Source organism: Citrobacter sp. RHBSTW-00671, assembly GCF_014103415.1.
Taxonomy (GTDB): Bacteria; Pseudomonadota; Gammaproteobacteria; order Enterobacterales; family Enterobacteriaceae; genus Citrobacter.
The window spans coordinates 3,768,891-3,791,855 of the sequence record NZ_JABXPR010000001.1; the positions used below are offsets into that span (position 1 = coordinate 3,768,891).

24 protein-coding genes are annotated in these 22,965 nt (G+C 50.3%); 13 read left to right on the plus strand and 11 right to left on the minus strand.

Going from position 1 to position 22,965, the window contains the following annotated elements; translation table 11 throughout:
• Window positions 1–38 precede the first annotated feature (38 nt).
• Window positions 39–761: a nitroreductase NfsA gene (gene nfsA / locus HV261_RS18040; protein WP_202039040.1), complete on the minus strand. Its 723-nt coding sequence runs from the start codon at window positions 759–761 to the stop codon at window positions 39–41.
• Window positions 745–1,035: a DUF1418 family protein gene (locus HV261_RS18045; RefSeq protein WP_202039041.1), complete on the minus strand. Its 291-nt coding sequence runs from the start codon at window positions 1,033–1,035 to the stop codon at window positions 745–747. Before HV261_RS18045 ends, nfsA begins: the two co-directional genes overlap by 17 nt.
• Before the next feature lie 192 nt (window positions 1,036–1,227).
• Here HV261_RS18045 and HV261_RS18050 point away from each other — a divergent pair, with 192 nt between their 5' ends.
• Window positions 1,228–1,491, plus strand: coding sequence for a GrxA family glutaredoxin (locus tag HV261_RS18050; RefSeq protein WP_005123606.1), 264 nt, complete (start codon window positions 1,228–1,230; stop codon window positions 1,489–1,491).
• Window positions 1,492–1,525: 34 nt separating this feature from the next.
• On the opposite strand, the gene ybjM is transcribed toward HV261_RS18050, so the two are convergent.
• Window positions 1,526–1,906, minus strand: coding sequence for an inner membrane protein YbjM (gene ybjM, locus HV261_RS18055; protein WP_202039042.1), 381 nt, complete (start codon window positions 1,904–1,906; stop codon window positions 1,526–1,528).
• A gap of 269 nt (window positions 1,907–2,175) precedes the next feature.
• Between ybjM and HV261_RS18060 the strand changes: the two genes are divergently transcribed.
• The 3 genes from HV261_RS18060 to HV261_RS18070 all read left to right on the plus strand — a co-directional run bounded on the left by HV261_RS18060 (window position 2,176) and on the right by HV261_RS18070 (window position 5,757).
• Complete coding sequence (locus tag HV261_RS18060) at window positions 2,176–3,861, plus strand: aspartate:alanine antiporter (RefSeq protein WP_040233921.1); 1,686 nt, start codon at window positions 2,176–2,178, stop codon at window positions 3,859–3,861.
• A 518-nt stretch (window positions 3,862–4,379) separates the two neighbouring features.
• Window positions 4,380–4,691 (plus strand): outer membrane protein assembly factor BamE domain-containing protein, encoded by a 312-nt coding sequence (gene bamE / locus HV261_RS18065; RefSeq protein ID WP_202039043.1) that lies wholly within the window; start codon window positions 4,380–4,382, stop codon window positions 4,689–4,691.
• Between the two features lie 268 nt (window positions 4,692–4,959).
• Window positions 4,960–5,757 (plus strand): SDR family NAD(P)-dependent oxidoreductase, encoded by a 798-nt coding sequence (locus HV261_RS18070; RefSeq protein WP_202039044.1) that lies wholly within the window; start codon window positions 4,960–4,962, stop codon window positions 5,755–5,757.
• A gap of 13 nt (window positions 5,758–5,770) precedes the next feature.
• On the opposite strand, the gene HV261_RS18075 is transcribed toward HV261_RS18070, so the two are convergent.
• Window positions 5,771–6,685: a DMT family transporter gene (locus HV261_RS18075; protein WP_202039045.1), complete on the minus strand. Its 915-nt coding sequence runs from the start codon at window positions 6,683–6,685 to the stop codon at window positions 5,771–5,773.
• Between the two features lie 102 nt (window positions 6,686–6,787).
• Between HV261_RS18075 and HV261_RS18080 the strand changes: the two genes are divergently transcribed.
• Window positions 6,788–7,702: a LysR family transcriptional regulator gene (locus HV261_RS18080; protein WP_202039046.1), complete on the plus strand. Its 915-nt coding sequence runs from the start codon at window positions 6,788–6,790 to the stop codon at window positions 7,700–7,702.
• A gap of 5 nt (window positions 7,703–7,707) precedes the next feature.
• Here HV261_RS18080 and HV261_RS18085 read toward each other — a convergent pair whose 3' ends face one another.
• Window positions 7,708–8,256 (minus strand): TetR/AcrR family transcriptional regulator, encoded by a 549-nt coding sequence (locus HV261_RS18085; protein WP_202039047.1) that lies wholly within the window; start codon window positions 8,254–8,256, stop codon window positions 7,708–7,710.
• Window positions 8,257–8,341: 85 nt separating this feature from the next.
• Here HV261_RS18085 and HV261_RS18090 point away from each other — a divergent pair, with 85 nt between their 5' ends.
• From HV261_RS18090 to HV261_RS18100, 3 genes are all read left to right on the plus strand, one after another.
• Window positions 8,342–9,550 (plus strand): MFS transporter, encoded by a 1,209-nt coding sequence (locus HV261_RS18090; RefSeq protein WP_202039048.1) that lies wholly within the window; start codon window positions 8,342–8,344, stop codon window positions 9,548–9,550.
• Window positions 9,550–10,365 carry a Cof-type HAD-IIB family hydrolase gene (locus HV261_RS18095; RefSeq protein ID WP_202039049.1) on the plus strand — a complete coding sequence of 272 codons (816 nt, stop codon included), beginning with the start codon at window positions 9,550–9,552 and terminating at the stop codon, window positions 10,363–10,365. The genes HV261_RS18090 and HV261_RS18095 overlap by 1 nt, the downstream gene beginning before the upstream one ends.
• A 107-nt stretch (window positions 10,366–10,472) precedes the next feature.
• Entirely contained in the window at window positions 10,473–10,754 is a 282-nt protein-coding gene (locus HV261_RS18100; RefSeq protein ID WP_048212166.1) for a hypothetical protein, read from the plus strand.
• A gap of 26 nt (window positions 10,755–10,780) precedes the next feature.
• Here the strand turns inward: HV261_RS18100 and HV261_RS18105 are convergent, their stop codons facing one another.
• The gene (locus HV261_RS18105; protein ID WP_202039050.1) at window positions 10,781–12,013 is read right to left on the minus strand and encodes an MFS transporter; all 1,233 of its coding nucleotides are present in this window, start codon (window positions 12,011–12,013) and stop codon (window positions 10,781–10,783) included.
• A 296-nt stretch (window positions 12,014–12,309) separates the two neighbouring features.
• Here HV261_RS18105 and ybjG point away from each other — a divergent pair, with 296 nt between their 5' ends.
• Window positions 12,310–12,918: an undecaprenyl-diphosphate phosphatase gene (gene ybjG, locus HV261_RS18110; RefSeq protein ID WP_202039051.1), complete on the plus strand. Its 609-nt coding sequence runs from the start codon at window positions 12,310–12,312 to the stop codon at window positions 12,916–12,918.
• A gap of 64 nt (window positions 12,919–12,982) precedes the next feature.
• Window positions 12,983–13,741: a DNA-binding transcriptional repressor DeoR gene (gene deoR, locus HV261_RS18115; RefSeq protein ID WP_137384293.1), complete on the plus strand. Its 759-nt coding sequence runs from the start codon at window positions 12,983–12,985 to the stop codon at window positions 13,739–13,741.
• Between the two features lie 48 nt (window positions 13,742–13,789).
• Here deoR and dacC read toward each other — a convergent pair whose 3' ends face one another.
• On the minus strand, window positions 13,790–14,992 hold the full coding sequence (gene dacC / locus HV261_RS18120) for a serine-type D-Ala-D-Ala carboxypeptidase (protein WP_202039719.1): 1,203 nt from the start codon (window positions 14,990–14,992) through the stop codon (window positions 13,790–13,792).
• A 327-nt stretch (window positions 14,993–15,319) separates the two neighbouring features.
• Between dacC and HV261_RS18125 the strand changes: the two genes are divergently transcribed.
• On the plus strand, window positions 15,320–15,946 hold the full coding sequence (locus HV261_RS18125; RefSeq protein ID WP_202039052.1) for a glutathione S-transferase family protein: 627 nt from the start codon (window positions 15,320–15,322) through the stop codon (window positions 15,944–15,946).
• A 5-nt stretch (window positions 15,947–15,951) separates the two neighbouring features.
• Here the strand turns inward: HV261_RS18125 and HV261_RS18130 are convergent, their stop codons facing one another.
• Window positions 15,952–17,049: a PQQ-dependent sugar dehydrogenase gene (locus HV261_RS18130; protein ID WP_202039053.1), complete on the minus strand. Its 1,098-nt coding sequence runs from the start codon at window positions 17,047–17,049 to the stop codon at window positions 15,952–15,954.
• A gap of 102 nt (window positions 17,050–17,151) precedes the next feature.
• Window positions 17,152–17,535, minus strand: coding sequence for a biofilm formation regulator BssR (gene bssR / locus HV261_RS18135; RefSeq protein WP_202039054.1), 384 nt, complete (start codon window positions 17,533–17,535; stop codon window positions 17,152–17,154).
• Window positions 17,536–17,766: 231 nt separating this feature from the next.
• On the opposite strand from bssR, the gene HV261_RS18140 reads away from it, so the two are divergent.
• Window positions 17,767–18,690 carry a LysR family transcriptional regulator gene (locus HV261_RS18140; RefSeq protein WP_202039055.1) on the plus strand — a complete coding sequence of 308 codons (924 nt, stop codon included), beginning with the start codon at window positions 17,767–17,769 and terminating at the stop codon, window positions 18,688–18,690.
• A gap of 35 nt (window positions 18,691–18,725) precedes the next feature.
• Here the strand turns inward: HV261_RS18140 and glgP are convergent, their stop codons facing one another.
• Both glgP and HV261_RS18150 read right to left on the minus strand, forming a co-directional pair.
• The gene (gene glgP, locus HV261_RS18145) at window positions 18,726–21,176 is read right to left on the minus strand and encodes a glycogen phosphorylase (RefSeq protein ID WP_202039056.1); all 2,451 of its coding nucleotides are present in this window, start codon (window positions 21,174–21,176) and stop codon (window positions 18,726–18,728) included.
• Window positions 21,177–21,225: 49 nt separating this feature from the next.
• Complete coding sequence (locus HV261_RS18150) at window positions 21,226–21,414, minus strand: glycine cleavage system protein T (protein WP_326929161.1); 189 nt, start codon at window positions 21,412–21,414, stop codon at window positions 21,226–21,228.
• A 219-nt stretch (window positions 21,415–21,633) separates the two neighbouring features.
• Here HV261_RS18150 and rimO point away from each other — a divergent pair, with 219 nt between their 5' ends.
• Window positions 21,634–22,941, plus strand: a complete 1,308-nt coding sequence (rimO, locus tag HV261_RS18155) for a 30S ribosomal protein S12 methylthiotransferase RimO (protein WP_137384300.1) — start codon at window positions 21,634–21,636, stop codon at window positions 22,939–22,941.
• Window positions 22,942–22,965 lie beyond the last annotated feature (24 nt).

A 22,965-nucleotide genomic window follows, 5' to 3' on the forward strand; every position in this document is an offset into this window, starting at 1 on the left:
TGGTAAAAGCTGGCGTATCATACACTGGGTTAAACTCTTTAGCGCGTCGCCCATCCCTGTTTATGTAAATATTCCAGGATAAAGGGACGGCTTTCTTTAATGATGGTGCGGCGAATATGATCGCTCCAGGTATCGCGACGCGTGTTGCTACCACGGGTCAGATAGTACTGCGCAAGCTGTTCATCATATTGCGACAAAACATCCTGATCGAGCGGCTGGTACTGGTTTTCATGCACCACCAGTGTAGCTGGCAGCCGTGGCTTGATGTCCGGGTTATCCGCAGGCCAGCCAAGACACAGGCCAAACAGCGGCAAAACATGCTTCGGCAGCGTCAGTAATTCCGTTACCGGCTCAATATTGTTGCGCAGACCGCCAATGAACACACCGCCAAGCCCCAGCGATTCCGCCGCTGTCAGCGCATTTTGCGCCATCATCGCCGTATCAACCACGCCAAGCAACAGTTGCTCTGCCAGCCCCAGTTGCGCATCGGGGCAAATCTGCAAATGGCGATTAAAATCAGCGCAAAAAACCCAGAACTCGGCGGCCTGTGCGACGTGCTTTTGTCCGCCGGATAAGGTCACCAGGGACGCACGCAGATTTTGATCGGTAATACGAATTATCGTCGTGCACTGCAAAAAACTTGAGCTTGATGTCCCTTGAGCGGCAGCAATAATCGCCTCACGCTGTGCGTCCGAAATACTTTCATCGGTGAAATGGCGAATGGACCGGTGGCTGCGAAGTAAATCAATGGTTGGAGTCATCTTTTTTTTCTCTGGCTGAATGGGAAGAAGCGTCGGGAGCACGCGACATCAGCTGCGGTGCCAACAGCTGCGCAATGCGCAACATCAATACCACCGCGGCGGGAAGCATCAACAGCACACCCAGAAATATCATTACCACACAGGCCAATGGCCCGTTTAGCGGTGCGGGTAAGGTGAGATAATCGTTAAGCGACAGCAGCACCAGCGATAACAAAACCATCCCGATGATTTCCAGAATCAATACGCTTTTGGGTAACACGCCCACTGTGCGCATAGGTGCCTCCCGATAAATGGCGCTTAGTGTAAAACGTTCCGACGGCCCATGTTTAACAAAAATGCGGTTTGAAAAACGAAGGCATAGACTAAGGATATCAAAGCAACAGGCTGAACCTGCTTTCCATCCGTCACAAATCGCGGCATCATAACAACATTCGCCATCCGGCCTGATAAGTTCGAGGAGATAGAGATGTTTGCCGTTATTTTTGGTCGCCCAGGGTGCCCGTATTGCGTGCGCGCAAAAGAATTAGCAGAAAAATTAAGCAATGAGCATGACGATTTTAACTTCCGCTACATTGATATCCATGCCGAAGGTATTACGAAAGCCGATCTGGAAAAAACGGTAGGTAAGCCAGTTGAGACCGTTCCGCAGATTTTCGTTGATCAACAACACATCGGCGGCTGCACGGATTTTGAAGCGTGGGCAAAAGAGAATATGAATCTGTTCGCCTGATAGCTGTTTCTACGCCCTCCGCTGGAGGGCGTCATCAGTTTTTTTTCCGCCGCTGATGCTGGTTGAATAAGCTACTGATAAATAAAAAACACAATGCCCCAAGCGCACACCAAAACACGGCACTGAACAGCCATGCCAGCTCTTGCCACAGCGAACGCGTTGGCATAAAAACGAACCGCATCAGTAACAAGCAGCACGGCGCTGCCAGTATTGCACCAAGAAGGGGTTTGAGCACCTCCCGACGGTGGGAGAAAAAGCTTGCCACAGCACCAGGTAGTATAAAAAACAACAACCCGACCTCAGGATGCCCAGCCGCTCTAAATGCGCCTTTCATATTCAGCGTCAATGAAAGACACACTACAATAAAGAGCACAAAGCAGCAGATCGCACCCGCCCAACTTTGCTTATGTTTCAATCGTTCCTCCTGACATCCTCTCTATCGAACACTCTTTTCGCCCGCAGGCGTCCAGTCAGATAAAGTTACTCGGCATTCCATGCCAAAAACACACCCACACGATTCTTATAGCCGTTGATACGTAATGAGATTAAACTAGCCGCATATATTGTCGTGCTGCATTATTTGGGGCTGTGTACGATGCTGTCGCCCCTTAATTTCTGGCAAAAACATTAGCGTAAATTGCCATTTCTTTCAATAGCTTACTAGTAAACAAGAAGTTAGCCTCCGTGAATATAAACGTCGCAGATTTGTTAAATGGGAATTACATCCTGTTATTATTTGTGGTCCTGGCTCTGGGCCTGTGTCTGGGTAAATTACGCCTGGGTTCAGTCCAACTCGGTAATTCCATTGGCGTTTTAGTGGTCTCCCTATTATTAGGTCAGCAGCACTTTAGTATTAACACTGACGCATTAAATCTTGGCTTTATGCTGTTTATTTTTTGTGTCGGGGTGGAAGCCGGTCCCAACTTTTTTTCGATTTTTTTTCGCGATGGGAAAAATTACCTGATGCTTGCACTGGTGATGGTCGGTAGCGCACTGCTGATCGCCCTGGGGCTGGGTAAGCTATTTGGCTGGGATATCGGCCTGACGGCAGGCATGTTGGCTGGTTCAATGACGTCTACGCCCGTTCTGGTCGGCGCGGGCGATACTTTGCGCCATTCAGGAATGGAAGGTACACAGCTATCCACCGCCCTTGATAACCTGAGCCTGGGTTACGCCCTCACCTATTTAATTGGGTTGGTCAGTCTGATTGTGGGTGCGCGCTATCTGCCAAAACTGCAGCATCAGGATCTGCAAACCAGCGCCCAACAAATTGCGCGTGAGCGCGGGCTGGACACTGACGCCAACCGTAAGGTTTATCTGCCGGTGATCCGCGCCTACCGTGTCGGCCCTGAGCTGGTTGCATGGGCTGATGGGAAAAATCTGCGCGAGCTGGGCATCTATCGCCAGACCGGTTGTTATATTGAACGCATCCGCCGCAACGGTATTTTGGCCAACCCGGACGGTGACGCAGTGCTGCAAATGGGCGATGAAATTGCCTTAGTGGGCTATCCGGATGCACATGCTCGCCTCGACCCCAGTTTCCGTAACGGTAAAGAGGTGTTCGATCGCGATCTGCTCGATATGCGTATCGTCACCGAAGAGATTGTGGTGAAAAACCACAATGCCGTAGGTCGTCGTCTGGCCCAGTTGAAGCTGACTGACCATGGCTGCTTCCTGAACCGCGTGATCCGCAGCCAGATCGAGATGCCCATTGACGACAACGTCGTACTTAACAAAGGCGATGTATTGCAGGTCAGTGGCGATGCGCGCCGTGTGAAAACCATTGCCGATCGTATCGGCTTCATTTCAATTCACAGCCAGGTGACCGATCTGCTGGCTTTCTGCGCGTTCTTTATTATTGGCCTGATGATCGGGATGATCACCTTCCAGTTCAGTAACTTCAGCTTCGGTATCGGCAACGCGGCCGGGTTGCTCTTTGCCGGAATTATGCTGGGCTTCCTGCGTGCTAACCATCCAACGTTTGGCTACATCCCACAAGGTGCGCTGAACATGGTCAAAGAGTTTGGCCTGATGGTCTTTATGGCTGGTGTCGGTTTAAGCGCAGGTAGCGGCATTGGTAATGGCCTCGGCGCAGTGGGTGGCCAGATGCTGATTTCAGGTCTGATTGTCAGCCTGGTTCCAGTGATCATCTGTTTCTTGTTTGGTGCTTATGTATTGCGCATGAACCGGGCCCTGCTGTTCGGGGCGATGATGGGGGCGCGTACCTGTGCGCCAGCAATGGAAATCATCAGTGATACCGCGCGTAGCAACATTCCGGCTTTAGGCTATGCAGGCACATACGCGATTGCTAACGTTCTGTTGACGCTGGCGGGGACACTCATCGTCATCATCTGGCCTGGCATCGGTTAGAACTGTTTTTTTGCTTTTAATGAAAATTTTTTGCAGGTAAGCAGAACTTTTCTTAAAGGCGTCAGTCATAACTATTGCCACTGCTTTTCTTTGATGTCCCCAATTTGTGGAGCCCATCAACCCCGCCGTTTTGGTTCAAGGTTGATGGGTTTTTTGTTGCCTGAAATTCAGTCCCCTTTCAATCAATCGCTTACTTCATGTGGGGCGACAGCGCTCCCTGAAGGGACTTTACGGCGGTATCGGCGTGACTCTGCATAAAAATGGAATGCCATTAATACGTGAAAACGACAACCTGGATGACCTGAACCACCGAAACACACCTTGCAGGTGTCAGAACTAAGGGCAAAAAGAACCGCAGCATTTTGATCAGCACAGAGCCAGAGGGTTCCTCTTGTGCTACCAGTTGTGCAGACAATCAAAAATGAGTCAGGGAATAATTGAATCATCTAGAGCGTGATCAATATCACATCATATTGGTTAGGAAATAATTGCCACTCACAATCCATAGAGACTGAAAAATGCAATTCAAAAAATTAATGATGATCGGCTTTACCGTGGCAGTTCTGGCGGCATGTACCACTGGTGAAAAGATTCACAATGTTCAGGTAGGTATGACAAAACAACAAGTAATTGATTTACTTGGAACCCCTGATGGTGATGCCGTTAAAGGTAGCAGCGAACAAATCCAGTACAGCAATCGGTTAGCATCTGGTTGGGGATGGGATAAAGGTGATTATTACGTTACCTTCGAAAACGGGAAAGTCGTTTCTTATGGAAGTGGTGAAATCCGTGGTGCAGGCGCTCCCGTCAAAGGTGTTGTGGTATTTTAATACGCGCACTCTTATGACATTAATTAGTTAAAACGTTAGTGGCGGCAGCGGTTGGCGATGCCCCGTAGTCGCCACCTACCCCCACCAAATTAACCTATTGATTATCTTGCAATTCATTGTTTTTACAAACTCGTTTACATGAATGTGTTTTTTGTTGCCTGCAATTTGCTATCACACCTTTCTCCCACGCAATTCCTCCCAAAATTTGCAGCATGCCGGTTATGGCGCATACTTTTTAATCGGTGCTTAAAGATGACGGGAGTTTACTATGTTGCTTGCTGGAAAGGTTGCGGTGATCTTCGGCGGCAGCGGGGCTATTGGTAGCGCGGTTGCGCAGGCCATGGCACGCGAAGGTGCCCATGTGTACCTGGGTGCGCGCGGTCAGGAAAAGCTTGATTGGGCGGCAAGTCGCCTGCGAATGGCGGGGGCTACTGTCGATACATTTATCACCGATGTGCTCGACGAGCACGACACCTCAACACAAGTTACCCGCCTGGTACAGCAAATCGGTGGAATTGATGTGGTGGTTAACGCGACCGGCTTTATGCATGAACAAGGCAAGCGCATCGACGCATTATCCCTCTCTGAGTTTATGAGCGGTATCACCCCTTTCCTTTCGGCGCAGTTCAATATCGCAAAAGCCGTAACGCCGCACATGGGCGGCAATCGAGCGGGCGTTATTCTCACCATCGTTGCTCCCGCAGCCCCGATGGCGATACCAGGGCATCTCGGCCATATTGTTGGCTGCGCAGGAACAGAAGCTTTTATTAAAGCGCTTGCCAGCGAGACGGGACCGATAAACATTCGCGTCGTCGGCGTGCGCTCGCATGCGATTGTGGACGCGGTAGCCGCCGGTTCCTATACCGGGGAGATTTTCACCGCTAAAGCGCAGTCAATGGGCTTAACCGTCGAACAATGGCTAGGCGGTGCAGCACAAAGCACCATGATTGGACGCCTGCCTACGCTTGCACAAATCGCTGAGGTTACAGCCTTTCTGGCTTCAGACCATGCCGGAGCAATGACCGCCACGGTGGTAAATATTACCGGGGGCGCAACCGTAAGCTAATTTACCCGCTCTTTCACGCCGTGCGCTGCAGCGAGCCTTTTTTTGCGCTCGGGCGGGAACACAATGCTATACCGCACATAATAACCAACGCGCTGACCAGATGATATGAATGCAGAGTGACGTGCACAAACATCACGCTAAATAATCCGCCACTCAATGGGATCAAGTGTGAATAGATCTCTCCGCGCGTTGCGCCAATGGCGCTAATCCCTTTGTTCCATAACAGATATGACAGCCAGGAAGGAAAGATAATAAGGTATGCCAGCCCAGTAATAACGCCTGTATTTGCATAGCTATTCCAGCCCGGCATACCATTGCGTATCAACGCCAGAGCCAGTACCGGAATAAGTATAATCGCACCTAACAGCGCGCTCACGGCGACAAAGGCGTTTCCCTTTACCTCAACCGGTTTAATGCGTAAAAAAGCGCAATAGACCGCCCAACTCAGCGCTGACCCCATCGTCCAGAAATCGCCCTGATTCAGGTGTTCAAACACCCGCGCATGCATCACATCACCCTGCGATACCAACCAGATAACGCCAACGGTACTGAGGATCACGCCGGCAATATTACGCGCAGAGATCCGCTCTCTAAAAAAGAATTTATTGATTAACAGGACGAGAGCCGGTGTGGTGGACATATAAATCGCCGCATTGAGCGACGTTGTATATTGCAGACCGATATACAACGTTAAGGGGAAAAGAACCTGGCCACATAACGCGAGGAACACGATAGTACCAAAGGATTTTCTCATCGCTGGCCACTGCACGGCGATCTGTCGGAAATAAAGCGCCAACAATAGCAATGCGGTAAATATCCAGCGCGCTGCAGATAAAACGATGGGATTAACGTCGGCAACCAGTATATGGCCGACCACATAGTTCCCACCCCAAAAACAGGCAGCCAGACTGAGTAAAAGATAGGGCATATTTGCGCCTTATTGTCAGTTGTACGGTATGACCACAAGGCTACGGCGGTGTCAGAATGAATGCTAATATAACGTTTTCATCCATGTGCATAGATTAAAACTATGAAATTCACGCTAAGGCAACTTGAGTTTTACATCGCACTTGCAGAAACATTACAAATTTCCAAAGCTGCTGCGCGCTGCCATATTTCTCAGTCATCAATGACCATTGCCATGCGGAATCTGGAAGAAGCATTAGACGTGCAGCTATTTGTACGTTACCCCAAAGGCGTGAAGCTCACCGCTGAGGGCGAGCGCTTTCTGGCACATGCCTGCAACATCATCAACAGCAGCCGCTCTGCCGTTGACGCTTTGCATGACCGGAGCGAAATTCTCACCGGTACAGTGCGCATAGGCATTGCCGAAACGCTCTCTGCCTATCTTATCCCGGATATACTCAACGATCTTGAACGACGCTTCCCACTGCTGGAGATCGTATTTCATGAGGCCACAGCACCAGAACTGGTACAGGCGCTACGGGCACAGAAAGTCGATTTTTGCCTGCTCCTGACCTCAAATATCAGCCACGACACCGATCTGGAAATCGAAACGTTCATTCGTTCACAACGCCGCCTGTGGACGTCTGTTGGACATCCGCTCCAGAGCCAGCCCTCGATCCACCTTACTGATGTCGTAAAGCAGCCGTTTTTACTGCTGGAAACCGATAAATACCCTGACGTGATCATCGATTACTGGCAGCAGCGTGGCTATACGCCCAATATCTGTTTTCGCAGCAACTCTTTTGAGGCAATAAGAAGCCTGGTCGCTAAAGGCAGAGGAATAACCATTTTATCTGATCTGGTTTATCGCCCGTGGTCGCTGGATGGCCTGCGCGTCATGCACAGAACAATTGATGATTTTATTACCTGGATGGACGTCGGGACGGTAAAAACAGCGGCTCAACCGCTGACAACAGAAGCGATGAAAGTCATCGATTTTTTACGTCAGGCGATTTCCCGCCTCGACAAGCCATTTTAATGATTTTACTTCGGCGGCACGCCAGCAATGCGTTCCACCATCGTCAGAATATCTGCTCGCGATAGCGGTTTTTTGTCCGTGACAAAATGCAGCGTCATGCCTTCAAGAAACGCATCCAGCGCGCGTGCGGTTACCGGCTCGAACCACTGTTCCAGCGTCTGCTGACTGCGTAACATCCAGTTTTGCATAACCGTCTTTAACGCCGGTTTACGACTGGCAAACGCATACAATTGGTACATGAGTTCCATATTGCCAGGCGTCGTGACCTGGGAGCTATAGATCATGTTGGTAATGGCATGGCAGGCCTGTGACGCATTTTCAACACCGGCAAAAAATGCCTGATATTGCACAGACATGGTGTCAGTAAAACGTGCGAATGCCTCCATTAAAAGCTCATCTATTCCCGAAAAGTAATAGGTCATTGAGCCCAGCGGCACCTCGGCAATCATGGCAATTTTCCGGTGTGTAACCCCATGAATACCATGGATTATAACCGCGTCCAGCGTGGCCTGAACTATTTTATCCCGTCGTTGTGGATCGTTCGCGCGTCGCACTGCATTACCTCTTCTTGCATTTATGTACAAATGTACACAACCTTGCTAATGTTGTCTTCTTCCCTCTTATCTTTGGCTCGAATTCATGACTGGCATCTCATCACGCAAAGCCTTAAGACGCCGTATGTGGGCGCTTTTCACGTTCTTCTTTTTACCAGGATTATTAATGGCTTCCTGGGCGACGCGTACCCCTGCCATCCGAGATATCCTCTCTATTTCCACCGCCGAAATGGGCGCGGTGTTGTTTGGACTCTCAATTGGCTCGATGAGCGGCATTCTTTGTTCGGCCTGGCTGGTGAAACGATTTGGCACACGAAACGTCATCCGCACCACCATGTCATGCGCGGTTCTGGGCATGACAATTCTCAGCCTCGCATTATGGTTGCATTCCGCCTGGCTGTTTGCGTTTGGTCTGGGCGTGTTTGGCGCCAGTTTTGGCGCGGCTGAGGTTGCAATCAACGTCGAAGGCGCAGCGGTTGAGCGTGAAATGAACAAAACTGTGCTGCCGATGATGCATGGTTTTTACAGCCTGGGAACGCTGGCTGGCGCCGGTGTTGGCATGGTACTTACCGCCGTCAACGTCCCCGCGACAGCACATATTCTGCTGGCGGCAATGGTGGCTGTTACCCCTATTTTTATCGCGATTAAGGCTATCCCCGACGGCACAGGTAAGAATGCGACTGACGGTTCGCACGCCGTTGAAAAAGGGTTGCCATTCTATCGCGATATCCAATTGCTGCTGATTGGCGTCGTGGTGCTGGCGATGGCGTTTGCCGAAGGTTCCGCCAACGACTGGCTGCCATTACTGATGGTTGATGGGCATGGATTTAGCCCGACATCCGGATCGCTGATTTATGCCGGCTTTACGCTCGGTATGACCGTCGGGCGCTTCACCGGTGGCTGGTTCATCGACCGCTACAGCCGTGTGGCAGTAGTACGCGCCAGTGCACTAATGGGCGCGCTCGGTATCAGCCTGATCATTTTTGTCGACAGCTCATGGGTGGCAGGCGTCTCGGTAATCCTTTGGGGGCTGGGGGCGTCTCTCGGCTTCCCGCTGACCATTTCAGCCGCCAGCGATACCGGTCCTGATGCGCCAACCCGCGTGAGCGTTGTTGCGACTACTGGCTATCTGGCATTCCTGGTCGGTCCGCCGCTGCTGGGTTATTTGGGGGAACACTATGGCCTGCGCAGCGCCATGCTGGTTGTGCTGGCGCTGGTGCTTGTTGCAGCCATCGTTGCGAAGGCTGTGGCTAAACCGGATGTCAAAAATACAACTGTGATGGAGAACGGCTAATGGGTATCAAGTTAATTGCAGTAGACATGGATGGCACGTTTTTAAGTGACCAAAAGACCTATAACCGCGAGCGGTTTATGGCGCAGTACCGTCAAATGAAAGCGCAGGGGATCCGCTTTGTGGTCGCCAGCGGCAATCAGTATTACCAGCTGATCTCTTTTTTCCCCGAACTGGCCGACGAAATCTCATTTGTAGCGGAAAACGGGGGCTGGGTGGTCAGCGAAGGGGAAGATATTTTTAACGGTGAGCTGGCAAAAGACGATTTCCAGACCATCGTGGAGCATTTGCTGACCCGCGCAGACATCGAGATTATCGCCTGCGGTAAAAACAGCGCCTACACCCTGAAGCAGTACAGCGATGAGCATAAATCCATCTCTGCCATGTATTATCACCGTCTTGAATTTGTCGATAACTTCGACAACATCAACGATGTATTCTTCAAATTTGGCCTGAATATCTCCGACGATCGCATTCCCCAGGTACAGGCAGATCTTCATCAGGCGATTGGCGACATAATGGTACCGGTACATACCGGATACGGCAGTATCGATTTAATTATTCCGGGTGTTCATAAAGCCAACGGTTTACGCCTGCTGCAACAACGCTGGAATATCAGCGACGATGAGGTCGTGGTATTTGGTGATGGTGGAAATGATATTGAGATGCTACGCCAGGCCGGATTTAGCTTCGCAATGGCCAACGCTCACGAACCTGTTGTTCAGGCAGCAAAATATCGTGCGGGTTCGAATAACGAAGAAGGCGTGCTGAATGTTATAGATCGCGTACTAAAAAATGAGGCGCCCTTTACTCGTTAACGCATCAGCACAGACGGCAACAACATGACGGCATGATCTATTCATAATCCGCCTCAAATTAACCCGCTGGATTATTAACTCCAGTGAATATTTCAGGCGAGCGAATTATGAAAAAAAGTGTACTGATGGCAACAGTGTTGCTGGGATTTGCAGGAACAGCATTTGCACAGAATGTTACCGTTGATGTGCCAAGCGGATACAAAGTGGTGGTCGTTCCTTCTTCCGTCAACGTTCCGCAGGCGGTCAGTGTCGCTACTGCCCCGCAAACGGTTTATGTTGCTCCGGCTGCCACTCCAGCCCCTGTTTACCGCGCACATCCGTATGCGCGTCATGTTGCCAGCGTAGGTGAAGGGATGGTCATCGAGCATCAGATTGACGACCATCACTAATGATTGCAAAGCCCGGAAACCGGGCTTTAACCTTCCCGGGAATTCCCTACCCGCTTATCTTGCAGAAAGATAACCATCAGAATCAGCCACAGCACACCGCTCGCCAGATTAAACAGACTGAACAAGCCGTTTCCACCCAGCAGATAAGCATGTTTGCTCAGCTCAATACCGACGGTAAAGATCAGCATTTGCAGCATACCCATTGCTGCTGAAACTGTCCCTTTGCTCATTTCACTGGCAAACAGCGTCAGGCGCACCAACCCGGCGTTCGCCACGCCAATGCCAAACGCATAAAGACTTAAACCTGCCGTCATCCACAGATACGCATGCGAAGAAACAACCGTGGCCGCGGCAGCAATGATCAATCCTACAGAGATTGGCCAGCCCCCCATGATAATCAACGAGCGCACCGTGCGGCGTGATGTCAGACGCGCCAGCACCAGGTTACCGGCAATCAGTGCGCCAAAAATCGGCACCTGCAGCAGGCCATATTCGTAGCTGCTGAGATGTTCGCCACTGATAATAATGATCGGGGACTGCGCAATCCACGCCAACAATGGCAGACTGACAAAGCCCAATGCCAGTGCGCCTGCAACGAAGCGCACATTCCTCAGCACCAGCTTATAATCTTTGCCCAACTCTTTGATGGAAAGCTTCTCGCCCAGTCGGGTAGCCGTTTCCGGCATCGCGCGCTGCAGGCCAAAAAAGGCGATTGCCGCCAGCGCGGCAAACAGCACAAACATGCCTTCCCACGGGAGGACATGTACCCAGGCGGCCCCAACCAACGGCCCCAAAAGCGGTGCAATCAATGCTACGTTTGCCATTAGCGCAGTGATTTTAATGCATACCGCTTCTTCAAAGGACTCCTGAATTGCGGCGTAACCTACCGCGCCAATAAAGCACAGGCTAATCCCCTGTAAAAAACGCAGGAAAGTAAATTGCTCAATATTTTGTGCAAACAGCGTTGCGAGGCAGGTCACAATGAACCAAACCACCCCGGTTAACATCACCGGACGCCGACCAACACGGTCCGACAGCGGCCCTAACAGCCACTGTAAAAACATGCCGCCTGCCAGATAAGCGGTCATGGACGTTGGAACCCAATCTAAACCGGCCTGATATTGCTCCACCACCGCCAACATTCCGGGTTGGATCATATCGTTACCGATATACGTAGAGAATTCGTAAAGCACCAGACAGAGAGGGAAAAGTAATGCCTGACGCCCCAAGCGGGCGCCTGAAGATAAACGGTTCTGCATGCAATCTCTTAACCAATGAAAAAACGCGCAAAGTGTAATAAATGCGCCGTACTGGTGATAGTGAATTATGTGATTTGAAAGCAAAATGCGCACATTTTTACACTCAATTGCACGATAGCTTTTTGTTTTAAGGTTAATTTAAGTTGAGGCCGCTATCATGCTCAATAAGCCTCATTAATTGTCTTAAAAAGAGTCAGTTAACAGACAAATAGGACAAGACCGCTTTTTATCGCCTGAAAGCAATTTTATGATCCCCAATATGGGCCTTTTTAACGATTACATTGAGTCTGGATGTTATGCTGGAAAATCTGAACAACTCGCTTTTTTATCTGATCAACGCCACGCCGGACTCTGCGCAATGGACGATCTCGCTCGCCATTTTTATTGCCAAAGATCTGATTAGCATCGTACCGCTACTGGCGATCGTTCTCTGGCTTTGGGGACCGCAAAACCGTGTGTTCATCCAGCGCCAGTTGGTCATAAAAATGGCGATTGCGCTGGCAGTCGGTCTGACCATTTCATGGCTCATGGGACATTTATTTCCTCACGACCGGCCATTCGTCAATCATATTGGCTACAACTTCCTGCACCATGCCGCAGATGACTCTTTCCCGAGCGACCATGGTACGGTTATCTTTACCTTCGCGTTGGCCTTCCTGTTCTGGCACCGCCTGTGGTCCGGAGCACTGTTGATGGTCGTCGCCGTGGCGATTGCCTGGTCGCGTGTTTACCTCGGCGTACACTGGCCGCTGGATATGCTGGGAGGGTTACTGGCCGGTCTGATCGGCTGCCTGAGCGCCCAGATGATCTGGCAACGATTCGGCACAATCCTGTACCACGGTTTGCAAACCTGCTATCGCACCTGCTTCGCCCTGCCTATTCGTAAAGGCTGGGTACGTGACTAACCCACGGTAAAGAGAGTAGTATTAAGCGCGAAACTGAGCACGTATTCTACTCTCCAGGGGAACTATGGAAACTCGACGCGACGAGCGTATTGGTCAATTACTGCAGGCGCTAAAACGCAGCGATAAATTACACCTTAAAGAAGCCGCGACACTGCTGGGTGTATCAGAAATGACCATTCGTCGCGATCTGAATAATAACACGGCCCCGGTCGTACTGCTTGGGGGCTATATTGTTCTGGAACCCCGTAGCGCCAGCCACTATTTAATCAGCGATCAAAAATCCCGCCTGGTTGATGAAAAACGCCGGGCAGCGCAGCAGGCAGCCAGCCTTGTCCAGGCGCATCAGACCGTTTTCTTCGACTGCGGAACAACAACGCCGTGGATCATTGAAGCGATCGATAATGAACTACCGTTCACCGCAATATGCTATTCACTGAATACGTTTCTGGTGTTGCAGGAGAAACCACAGTGCCGCGTCATTTTATGTGGCGGCGAATTCCATGCCAGTAATGCTATTTTCAAGCCACTCGATTTCCAGGAAACCCTGAATAACGTCTGCCCGGATATCGCTTTTTATTCCGCAGCTGGCGTACATATCGATAAAGGCGCAACCTGTTTTAACCTTGAGGAATTACCGGTTAAACACTGGGCGATGTCGATGGCGCAGTATCATGTTCTGGTGGTTGATCACAGCAAGTTTGGGAAGGTGCGTCCCGCAAGGATGGGCGAATTAAAACGCTTTGATACCATCATCAGCGATAACCGCCCGGACGATGAGTTTGTCGAGTATGCCAAAGCGCAGAATATCAAATTGATGTACTAAATTTGTGCCGGATGACGGTGCTATCACCTCGTCATCCGGCATCAGCAATTAAGAGAACCAGCCACCAAACCACTGGTGGAATTTCATCATAACGAAGTCCCACATCCGGCTAAAGAATCCCCCCTCTTCCACCGCTTCCATCACCATCAACGGACGCTGTTCAATAGATTTTCCGTTCAACTGGAAGTCGATTGTCCCCACAACCTGGCCTTTCTTCAGTGGCGCGGTCAGCTGTGGCTCTTTCAGGGTAAAGCTCGCCTTCAGGTTTTTCAGCTGACCGCGCGGAATGGTCACAGACCCACCTTCCCCGGCGCCCAGATTGACTTCACTCTTATCACCAAACCAGACACGTTGGGTCACAAAGGTGGCATCCGGTTTAATCGGCGTAACGGTTTCAAAGAAGCGGAAACCCCATGTCAGCAGCTTTTCGGATTCATTAAAGCGAATGCGATCGGTTTTTGCCCCCAGCACGACTGAGATCAAACGCATATCGCCCTGTGTCGCGGATGCAACCAGGTTATAACCGGCTCCCGCCGTGGTGCCCGTTTTCATACCATCCACATTCAGGTTGGTACTCCACAGCAGGCGGTTACGGTTTGGCTGGCGAATTTTATTAAAGGTAAACTCTTTCTCTTTATGGATGGCGTACTCTTCCGGCACATCGTGGATTAACGCTTTACCCAACAATGCCATATCACGCGCGGTACTGAACTGCCCCGCGGCATCCAGACCATGTACCGTCTGGAAGGTCGTGTTCGTCAGTCCCAGTTTTTGCGCATAGCCGTTCATCAAACCGATAAACGATTCCTGGCTTCCGGCAACATAATCAGCGAGCGCAATACAGGCATCATTACCAGACTGAATGATCACGCCTTTGTTCAGATCGGACACCGCAACCTGATCGCCAGGCTTGAGGAACATCACCGAAGAGCCGCGCAGGGCCGGATTCCCGGTCGCCCAGGCATCTTTCCCGACGGTAACCATGTCATTCAGATTAATTTTCCCGGCTTTTAGCGCCTGACCGACCACATAGCTGGTCATAATTTTGGTCAGACTGGCGGGGTCCAGTTTCTCATCGGCATTACCTTCCGCCAGCACTTTGCCGCTGGCGTAATCCATTAAGATCCACGCACGTGCGTCAACGCTCGGCGGGGCCGTTGGTTGTTCCGCCGCCTGTACGGTCGGCGCAAAAAGGATTAACAGTGCTGAACCTGCAGCAAGGCTGCGTAGGGAAGAGAAGTATTGCGTCATAAATGCCACCCGAGTATCCATTCCAAAAAACCACGTCATACCACACCGTGTTTACACAAAACCGGCCAAGTTGCCTCAGCCAACCATACAGAAAAGTTCTGATGGATGACGTGTAAAATAAGTGCGGTGAGTAATAACGCACTAACGAGCTTAAAGAAACCGTAAGTTGGTAAAGTTTTTAAAGTTTATGCAATAACGCTGCGCTGCGCTGCTCTCATCACGATTTTTTTGCGCCTTGTTGCGTAAATATTAGGTTTACCCCACCATGTGAGCGAGTCAGATAGAGAATGCAGCCATAACGCTGCTCAATTAATTTGCGGGGTTACTATGATTACACTGTGGGGTCGCAATAATTCGACCAACGTAAAAAAAGTATTGTGGACACTCGAAGAACTGGAACTGCCGTACAGCCAAATTCTGGCTGGCGGGCAGCATGGCGTAAATCATGACGCAGATTATCTGGCGATGAACCCTAACGGGCTGGTTCCACTGCTACGCGATGACGAAACAGACGTATTGCTGTGGGAATCCAATACCATTGTCCGCTACCTGGCGGCCCAGTACGGGCAAAAACGACTGTGGGTTGACGCCCCGGCGAAACGCGCAGAGGGTGAAAAATGGATGGACTGGGCTAACCAGACGCTGAGCCCTGCACATCGGGTTATCTTATTTGGTCTGGTCAGAACCCCTGCCGATCAACGCGACCAGGCAGCCATCGAGGCCGGTGCGAAGGTCTGCGATAACCTGTTTGCCATTCTCGACAACGCGCTGGCCGACCGGACGTGGTTCTCTGGCGCTGAATTTGGCACTGCGGACATCGCCGTCGCGCCGTTCATCTATAACCTGTTTAATGTCGGCCTGAGCTGGACGCCGCGCCCTCACCTGGAACGTTGGTATCATCAGCTCACCGAGCGCCCGGCATTCCAGAAAGTCGTGATGATCCCGGTCAGCTAATCCTGTCAGGGACTCACTTTCAGCAGTTCCCCGTCGGACTCGTCGGTTAAAACATACAAATAACCGTCTGGTCCGACGCGCACATCGCGGATTCGCTGTCCTCTGTCATGCAAAATACGCCCGTCTTCCGTCACTGTATTGCCTTTCACGCTTAACACAATCACCCCCTGTTCTTTCAGTGCGCCAATAAACAGTTTGTGTCGCCACTGTGGGAACGTATGGTGGTTATAAAAGGCCATCCCACTGACAGCTGGTGATTTTTCCCAGTAAAAGATAGGCTGCTCGGTGCCCGCCACAATTGAGCCTTTTGCTTCAGGGATGCTGAAACCACTGTAGTTAACGCCCCATGTCGCGATTGGCCATCCATAGTTTTTCCCTTTCTCGGGGATATTGATCTCATCTCCGCCACGCGGACCATGCTCGTTGATCCACAACGCATCGCTCCAGGGATTCATCGCCATCCCCTGCGGATTACGGATGCCATACGACCATATTTCAGCCCGCGCGCCAGTCTGGTTCGCAAACGGGTTATCCGGTGGAATTTTGCCCTCGTCTGTTAGTCGAACCACTTTGCCCTGTAATTTATCCAGCTCCTGAGCGGTTATGCGCTGGTTATTCTCGCCAAGGCCTATAAACAGATAACCTTTGCCATCAAATACCATACGCCCGCCAAAATGGTTCCCGGTTGATAACTTAGGCATTTGGCGGAACACCGTCTGAAAGCCCTGCAGGTGTTTACGATCGTCACTTAACCGCCCGTAGCCTACTGCTGTTCCGGCTTTCCCTTCACTGTCAGCTTCCGCAAAGCTAAGCCACACCCGCCGGGATTGGGCAAAATCCGGCGCTAACACCACATCGAGCAAGCCGCCCTGGCCATTCGCCCAAACCTTAGGTACGCCAGTCAGTGGATCGGAAAGCCCCTTATCGGGTTGCCAGAGCCGAAGCTGCCCTCCTCTGAGCGTAATCAGCATACTGCGATTATCCGGTAAAAAGGCCAGCGACCACGGGTGGTCGAGTTTGGTTTGCAGGACCTCCACCTTGACGGCAGTGGCATAGGGAGAAAGCAACGCCAATAAGGCAACACAGAGAAAGAATCGACGCATAGCACCTCCTTAATGGCTCTGCTTAAAGCGTAGCCAGCAAGGGGAATTATCCCGCTACTTTTACATAATCTTAATGAAAAGGGGGAGCGCCCTCCCCCTGGTTCAGATGTGTTCCAGCGTTGAATAAGCTTGCAAACTCTGGATACTCAGCGTCAGCGTTGTCAGGCAGTTTTCCAGTTTCTCTGCGTTAACGGCAATAAAGTTCGGACAATCATGATGTCCACTCATCAGACAAACAGCGGTGGCGGCTAACGCCCCTTCAGCACGACGCAGGGCATTCCACTCTTCCTGATCAAGATGCATACCGTGGAGCTGTGATTGATCGTGCAACTCGCGATTCAGTTCAAAAAAGCTATCACGCAGACGATCGCTCTCGCTGACTGACATATAGCCTTTCGCTTTTCTCAACAGCAGATAAGCGGCAAGATCGATACGGGCGTTTATCAATTTGTTGAGAAGATCGGTTCTCAGTCTGTCAACAACCATACCTTGTTCCTCCTCTTTCCAACCATGGTGCAACTTAATAGTATGGTTGTTTTTTGCACAAATTGATGCTCTATATCAATAAAGCCTAATTAATTAACATAATTTACAATGTTACAACTTTCGGCCTGATGCAGGTGTTGCGCTTACGCAAAACATCGCGTTTCTGGCATACCGAACATTTTTTGCTATACCTGAAGTGATTATTGCCATCGCGCTGATTATGAGGGATTTATGTCAAAAGCAAGTGATGCAGAAAAAATACGCACACTATCCAAAATCGATCTGAATTTGCTGACAATTTTCTGTTTGATCTATAGCGTGGGTAGTATTTCCAGAGTCGCTGACATGCTGAACATTTCACCTTCCGCCGTCAGCCAGTCCCTACGAAAACTGCGAGAAATGATGGGAGATAATCTCTTCGTCCGTAGCGGAAATGCACTGTTACCGACCGTCTACTCCGATGAACTTTATGACAATACGATCCCAATTATCGACAAGCTATCGACGCTGATGCCGCTTTCCTCTCCGGCGGCGAAAAAAAGGCTAACGCTGTATACCGAGTCATTTATTTCCCCGATTGTTATTCCCGATGTCACAGCCAGAATAATCAATACCGATGCGGATATCAGCCTCCTGCACCTCACCGCTGATTTAAACGAGCAGAGCATTGTTGAGTTATTAAACATGCGCCAGGCCGATGTGGTGTTTTCAACATTTTCCGTTGAATCAGGAAATATCACCTGCCAGAAAATATCTGATATGCGGCTGGTCCTTGTCGCTTCACAGAATAATGCGTTATACGGAAATGCAATTACAGAGGAGCAGTTCAGAAGTGCCAACCTGGTGGGCTACAATACCAGGAATGAAAAAATAATTTACCACCGGAGTATTGTGGATAAAAAATTCAGAACCGGTGAACGTTGTCTGCTGACCTCTTCTTTTACGACAATACTGACTATTGTGTCCACAACCCAATGCTTAGGGGTGATCCCGGAAAAGGTATTTGAAACACATGCGCATCTGTATGGTCTTAAAAAGATAAACACACCATTTCCATTACCGCAATTTAGTGTGTTTTCTTCTTCACGCAAAGATGGTGCAGCCCATGAAATACTGCCACCCATTCTGGCTGATTTACAAACAACCTCCCGGTGATAAAATCCCGGGAGGTCAGATGCCACCATTAAAAACTACACGCGGATTTTAGCGATACGCCAGATATGGTCAGCATATTCCTGTACCGTTCTGTCTGACGAGAAATACCCCATATTGGCAATATTATGCATCGTCTTTGTGGTCCACTCGCGGGGATAACGATATAACTCATCTACCGAATCCTGGCAGTCCACATAGCTGCGGTAATCCGCTAATACCTGATAGTAGTCGCCAAAGTTGATTAACGAATCCAGCACATCTTTGTAGCGTCCGGGCTCTTGTGGGCTGAACACACCCGTACCCATTTGCGTCAGTGCCTGATGTAACTCCGCATCGTTTTCAAAAATACAGCGCGGGTCATAGCCATCGCGACGCAGCGCATCAACCTCACTCGCCGTATTGCCAAAGATAAAGATGTTATCTTCCCCAACGAATTCACGCATTTCTATATTAGCGCCATCCAGCGTACCGATTGTGAGCGCCCCATTCAGCCCAAACTTCATGTTGCTGGTACCGGATGCTTCCGTCCCGGCCAGGGATATTTGTTCAGAAAGATCGGCTGCCGGAATGATCATTTGCGCCAGGCTGACGCTGTAATCCGGGATAAACACCACCTTCAGCTTGCCGCCGATTTGCGGATCGTTATTCACTAATCTCGCCACATCATTAATTAAGCGAATGATCTGTTTCGCCATGTGATAGGACGATGCCGCTTTTCCCGCAAAGATATTCACACGCGGCACCCAGTTGGCATCCGGTGCAGCTTTAATGCGGTTGTAGCGAGTAATGACATGGAGCACATTCAGTAACTGCCGCTTATATTCATGAATACGCTTTACCTGCACATCAAACAACGCGCCAGAATCCACCACCACCCCATACTGTGTTGCAATATGGTGCGCCAGTCGCTGCTTGTTTGCACGTTTCGCTCGATGTACCGCCTCATTCACCGACGGATAATCAATATACTGCTTCAACTCGCCCAACTGCATTAACCTGGTCCGCCAGCTATCACCGATATTCTCATCCAGCACTTTTGCAAGCGGAGGATTAGCCAGCGCCAGCCAGCGGCGAGCCGTGACGCCATTGGTCACATTAGTGAAACGCAGCGGAAAGATGCGTGCAAAGTCAGCAAACAGCGATTCCGTCATCAATTTGGAATGGAGTGCCGACACGCCGTTTACCTTATGACTGACCACGACGGCCAGCCAGGCCATGCGCACCACGCGACCATGAGATTCATCAATGAGCGATACGCGTTTCAACAGCTCGCTGTCATCACGATATCGCTCCTGCAACGTCTTCAGAAAACGATCGTTAATGTCGAAAATAATCTGCAAGTGACGCGGCAAAATTCGACTCAGCATCTCGACCGGCCATGTCTCCAGCGCCTCGCTCATCAGCGTGTGATTGGTGTATGAAAAAATCTGACAGGTCACATCAAACGCGTTATCCCAACTGAACTGGTGATGGTCAATCAGCAGACGCATCAGTTCCGGAATCGCCAATACCGGGTGAGTATCATTGAGGTGAATCGCAATTTTATCCGCCAGATTATCGTAAGTCCGGTGTAACTGGTAATGGCGGCTCAGGATATCCTGAATCGTTGCCGAGGCCAGAAAATAAGCCTGCCGCAAGCGCAGTTCTCGTCCGGCATCGGTGGAGTCATCCGGATACAGGACCCGTGAAATCCGATCAAAGTGGTATTTATTTTCCACTTCAGTGGCAAAGTCATCATGTGGATTTAATTTCCCGGCATTGACCTCACTATTCACCTGCACATTCCACAGCCGCAGCGTATTCGTCGTGTCGGTCGCATAGCCGGGAATAATCTGGTCATGTGCGACAGCCAGAATATCCTCGGTTTCAATCCAGCGGGCTTTATTCCCCTCCAGTTGCACGCGTCCGCCAAAACGCACTTTATAATGCGTATTATGACGTTTGAACTCCCATGGGTTCCCATATTCCAGCCAGTAGTCCAGAGACTCTTTTTGAACGCCATCAATGATATTTTGTTTAAACATGCCGTAATTGTAGCGAATACCGTAACCGCACCCAGGTAAGCCCAGAGTCGCCAGCGAATCAAGGAAACAGGCCGCCAGACGACCCAGGCCGCCATTTCCGAGCCCAGGGTCATTCTCCTCGTCGATCAACTCTTCCAGATCCAGCCCCATGGCCTCCAGCGCGCTCCGGACTTCATCATATAAGCCCAAAGACAGTAGCGCATTGGAGAGCGTGCGGCCGATGAGAAACTCCATCGACAGATAATAAACCTGGCGGGCATCCTGAGAGAATTGTGCCCGATTAGAGCGGTGCCACCGCTCAACCATTCGATCGCGTACAGCATATAACGTCGCATTCAACCACTCCCGTTTCGTGGCAATGGCGGGATCTTTACCAATAGTAAATAAAAGCTTATTAGCAATATCATCTCTCAGCTTATCAACATCAGAATCCGGGGCGACCGGCAGCGGTGAAATATACATATAGGCATTACCTTTCATAATATTGTAGGATACGTAACAGACAGGTGAATTATTTAAAATCTGCTTTGCGAGCGTCAGTTTTATTTCGAATGACTTCATGACTGGCGAGAAAACTTAATTCCGACATTAATACCCGCCAACTCAGCCCCGTAGCCAGAGAGATATAATATAAACTCACTCCGTTTGCATACAGTGTTTTAGCCATTTCAAGTTTCGACTTCAAAACAATCTCTTTCAAAATAAACCTCATTAATAACGCTCGACGAGATAAAATTTACGATAATAAGTTTCCATAGCCAAGAAGCGGCACTTAAAGCCGGAATTAGACTCGCTAAACACCTTTCACTAACAGAAACACGCAATGGGTATTCTCTGCGTATTATGCCGATCAGATATAGATGTCGTGTGAAGGCATCTGTATAATCCCCCGATTACGAGCAATGTACAGTATAAGAAAATGGCAAAAATTGGTTTTATATCACTAGGTTGTCCGAAAAACCTCGTCGATTCTGAGCGCATCCTGACCGAACTTCGTACCGAAGGCTATGATGTTGTGCCAAGTTACGACGATGCGGATATGGTCATCGTTAACACCTGCGGCTTTATCGACAGCGCCGTTCAGGAGTCACTGGAAGCCATTGGCGAAGCGCTGAACGAAAACGGCAAAGTGATCGTCACTGGCTGTCTGGGCGCCAAAGTCGATCAGATCCGTGAAGTCCACCCGAAGGTGCTGGAAATTACCGGACCGCACAGCTATGAACAGGTTCTGGAGCACGTGCATCACTACGTGCCGAAGCCGAAGCACAACCCGTTCCAGAGTCTGGTTCCAGAGCAGGGTGTCAAACTGACCCCGCGCCATTATGCCTATTTGAAGATTTCTGAAGGCTGTAATCACCGCTGCACATTCTGCATTATTCCATCCATGCGTGGCGATCTGGTGAGCCGTCCGATTGGCGACGTTCTAAGCGAGGCTAAACGTCTGGTCGATGCGGGCGTGAAAGAGATTCTGGTGATCTCCCAGGATACTTCTGCTTACGGTGTGGATGTGAAGCATCGTACCGGTTTCCATAACGGCGAGCCGGTTAAAACCAGCATGGTTGACCTGTGCGAACAGTTGTCAAAACTGGGCATCTGGACCCGTCTGCACTACGTCTATCCGTATCCGCACGTCGATGATGTGATCCCGCTGATGGCGGAAGGGAAAATCCTGCCGTATCTGGATATCCCACTGCAGCACGCCAGCCCGCGTATTCTGAAACTCATGAAACGCCCTGGTTCTGTGGACCGACAGCTGGCACGTATTAAACAGTGGCGTGAAATCTGCCCTGAACTGACCCTGCGTTCAACGTTTATTGTTGGCTTCCCGGGCGAAACCGAAGAAGACTTCCAGATGCTGCTCGACTTCCTGAAAGAAGCGCGTCTGGACCGCGTCGGCTGCTTTAAATACAGCCCGGTAGAAGGTGCAGGAGCCAACGATCTGCCAGATCAAATCCCGGAAGAGGTAAAAGAAGAACGCTGGAACCGCTTTATGCAGCTGCAGCAGCAGATCTCTGCTGAACGTTTGCAGGAGAAAGTCGGCCGCGAGATTCTGGTCATCGTTGATGAAGTTGACGAAGAAGGCGCGATTGGTCGAAGTATGGCTGATGCCCCTGAAATCGACGGTGCGGTATATCTGAATGGCGAAACCAACGTGAAGCCTGGCGACATCCTCCGCGTGAAAGTCGAAAACGCAGATGAATACGATCTGTGGGGCACGCGCGTTTAAATAGCGTAACCCAACGTAGGCCGG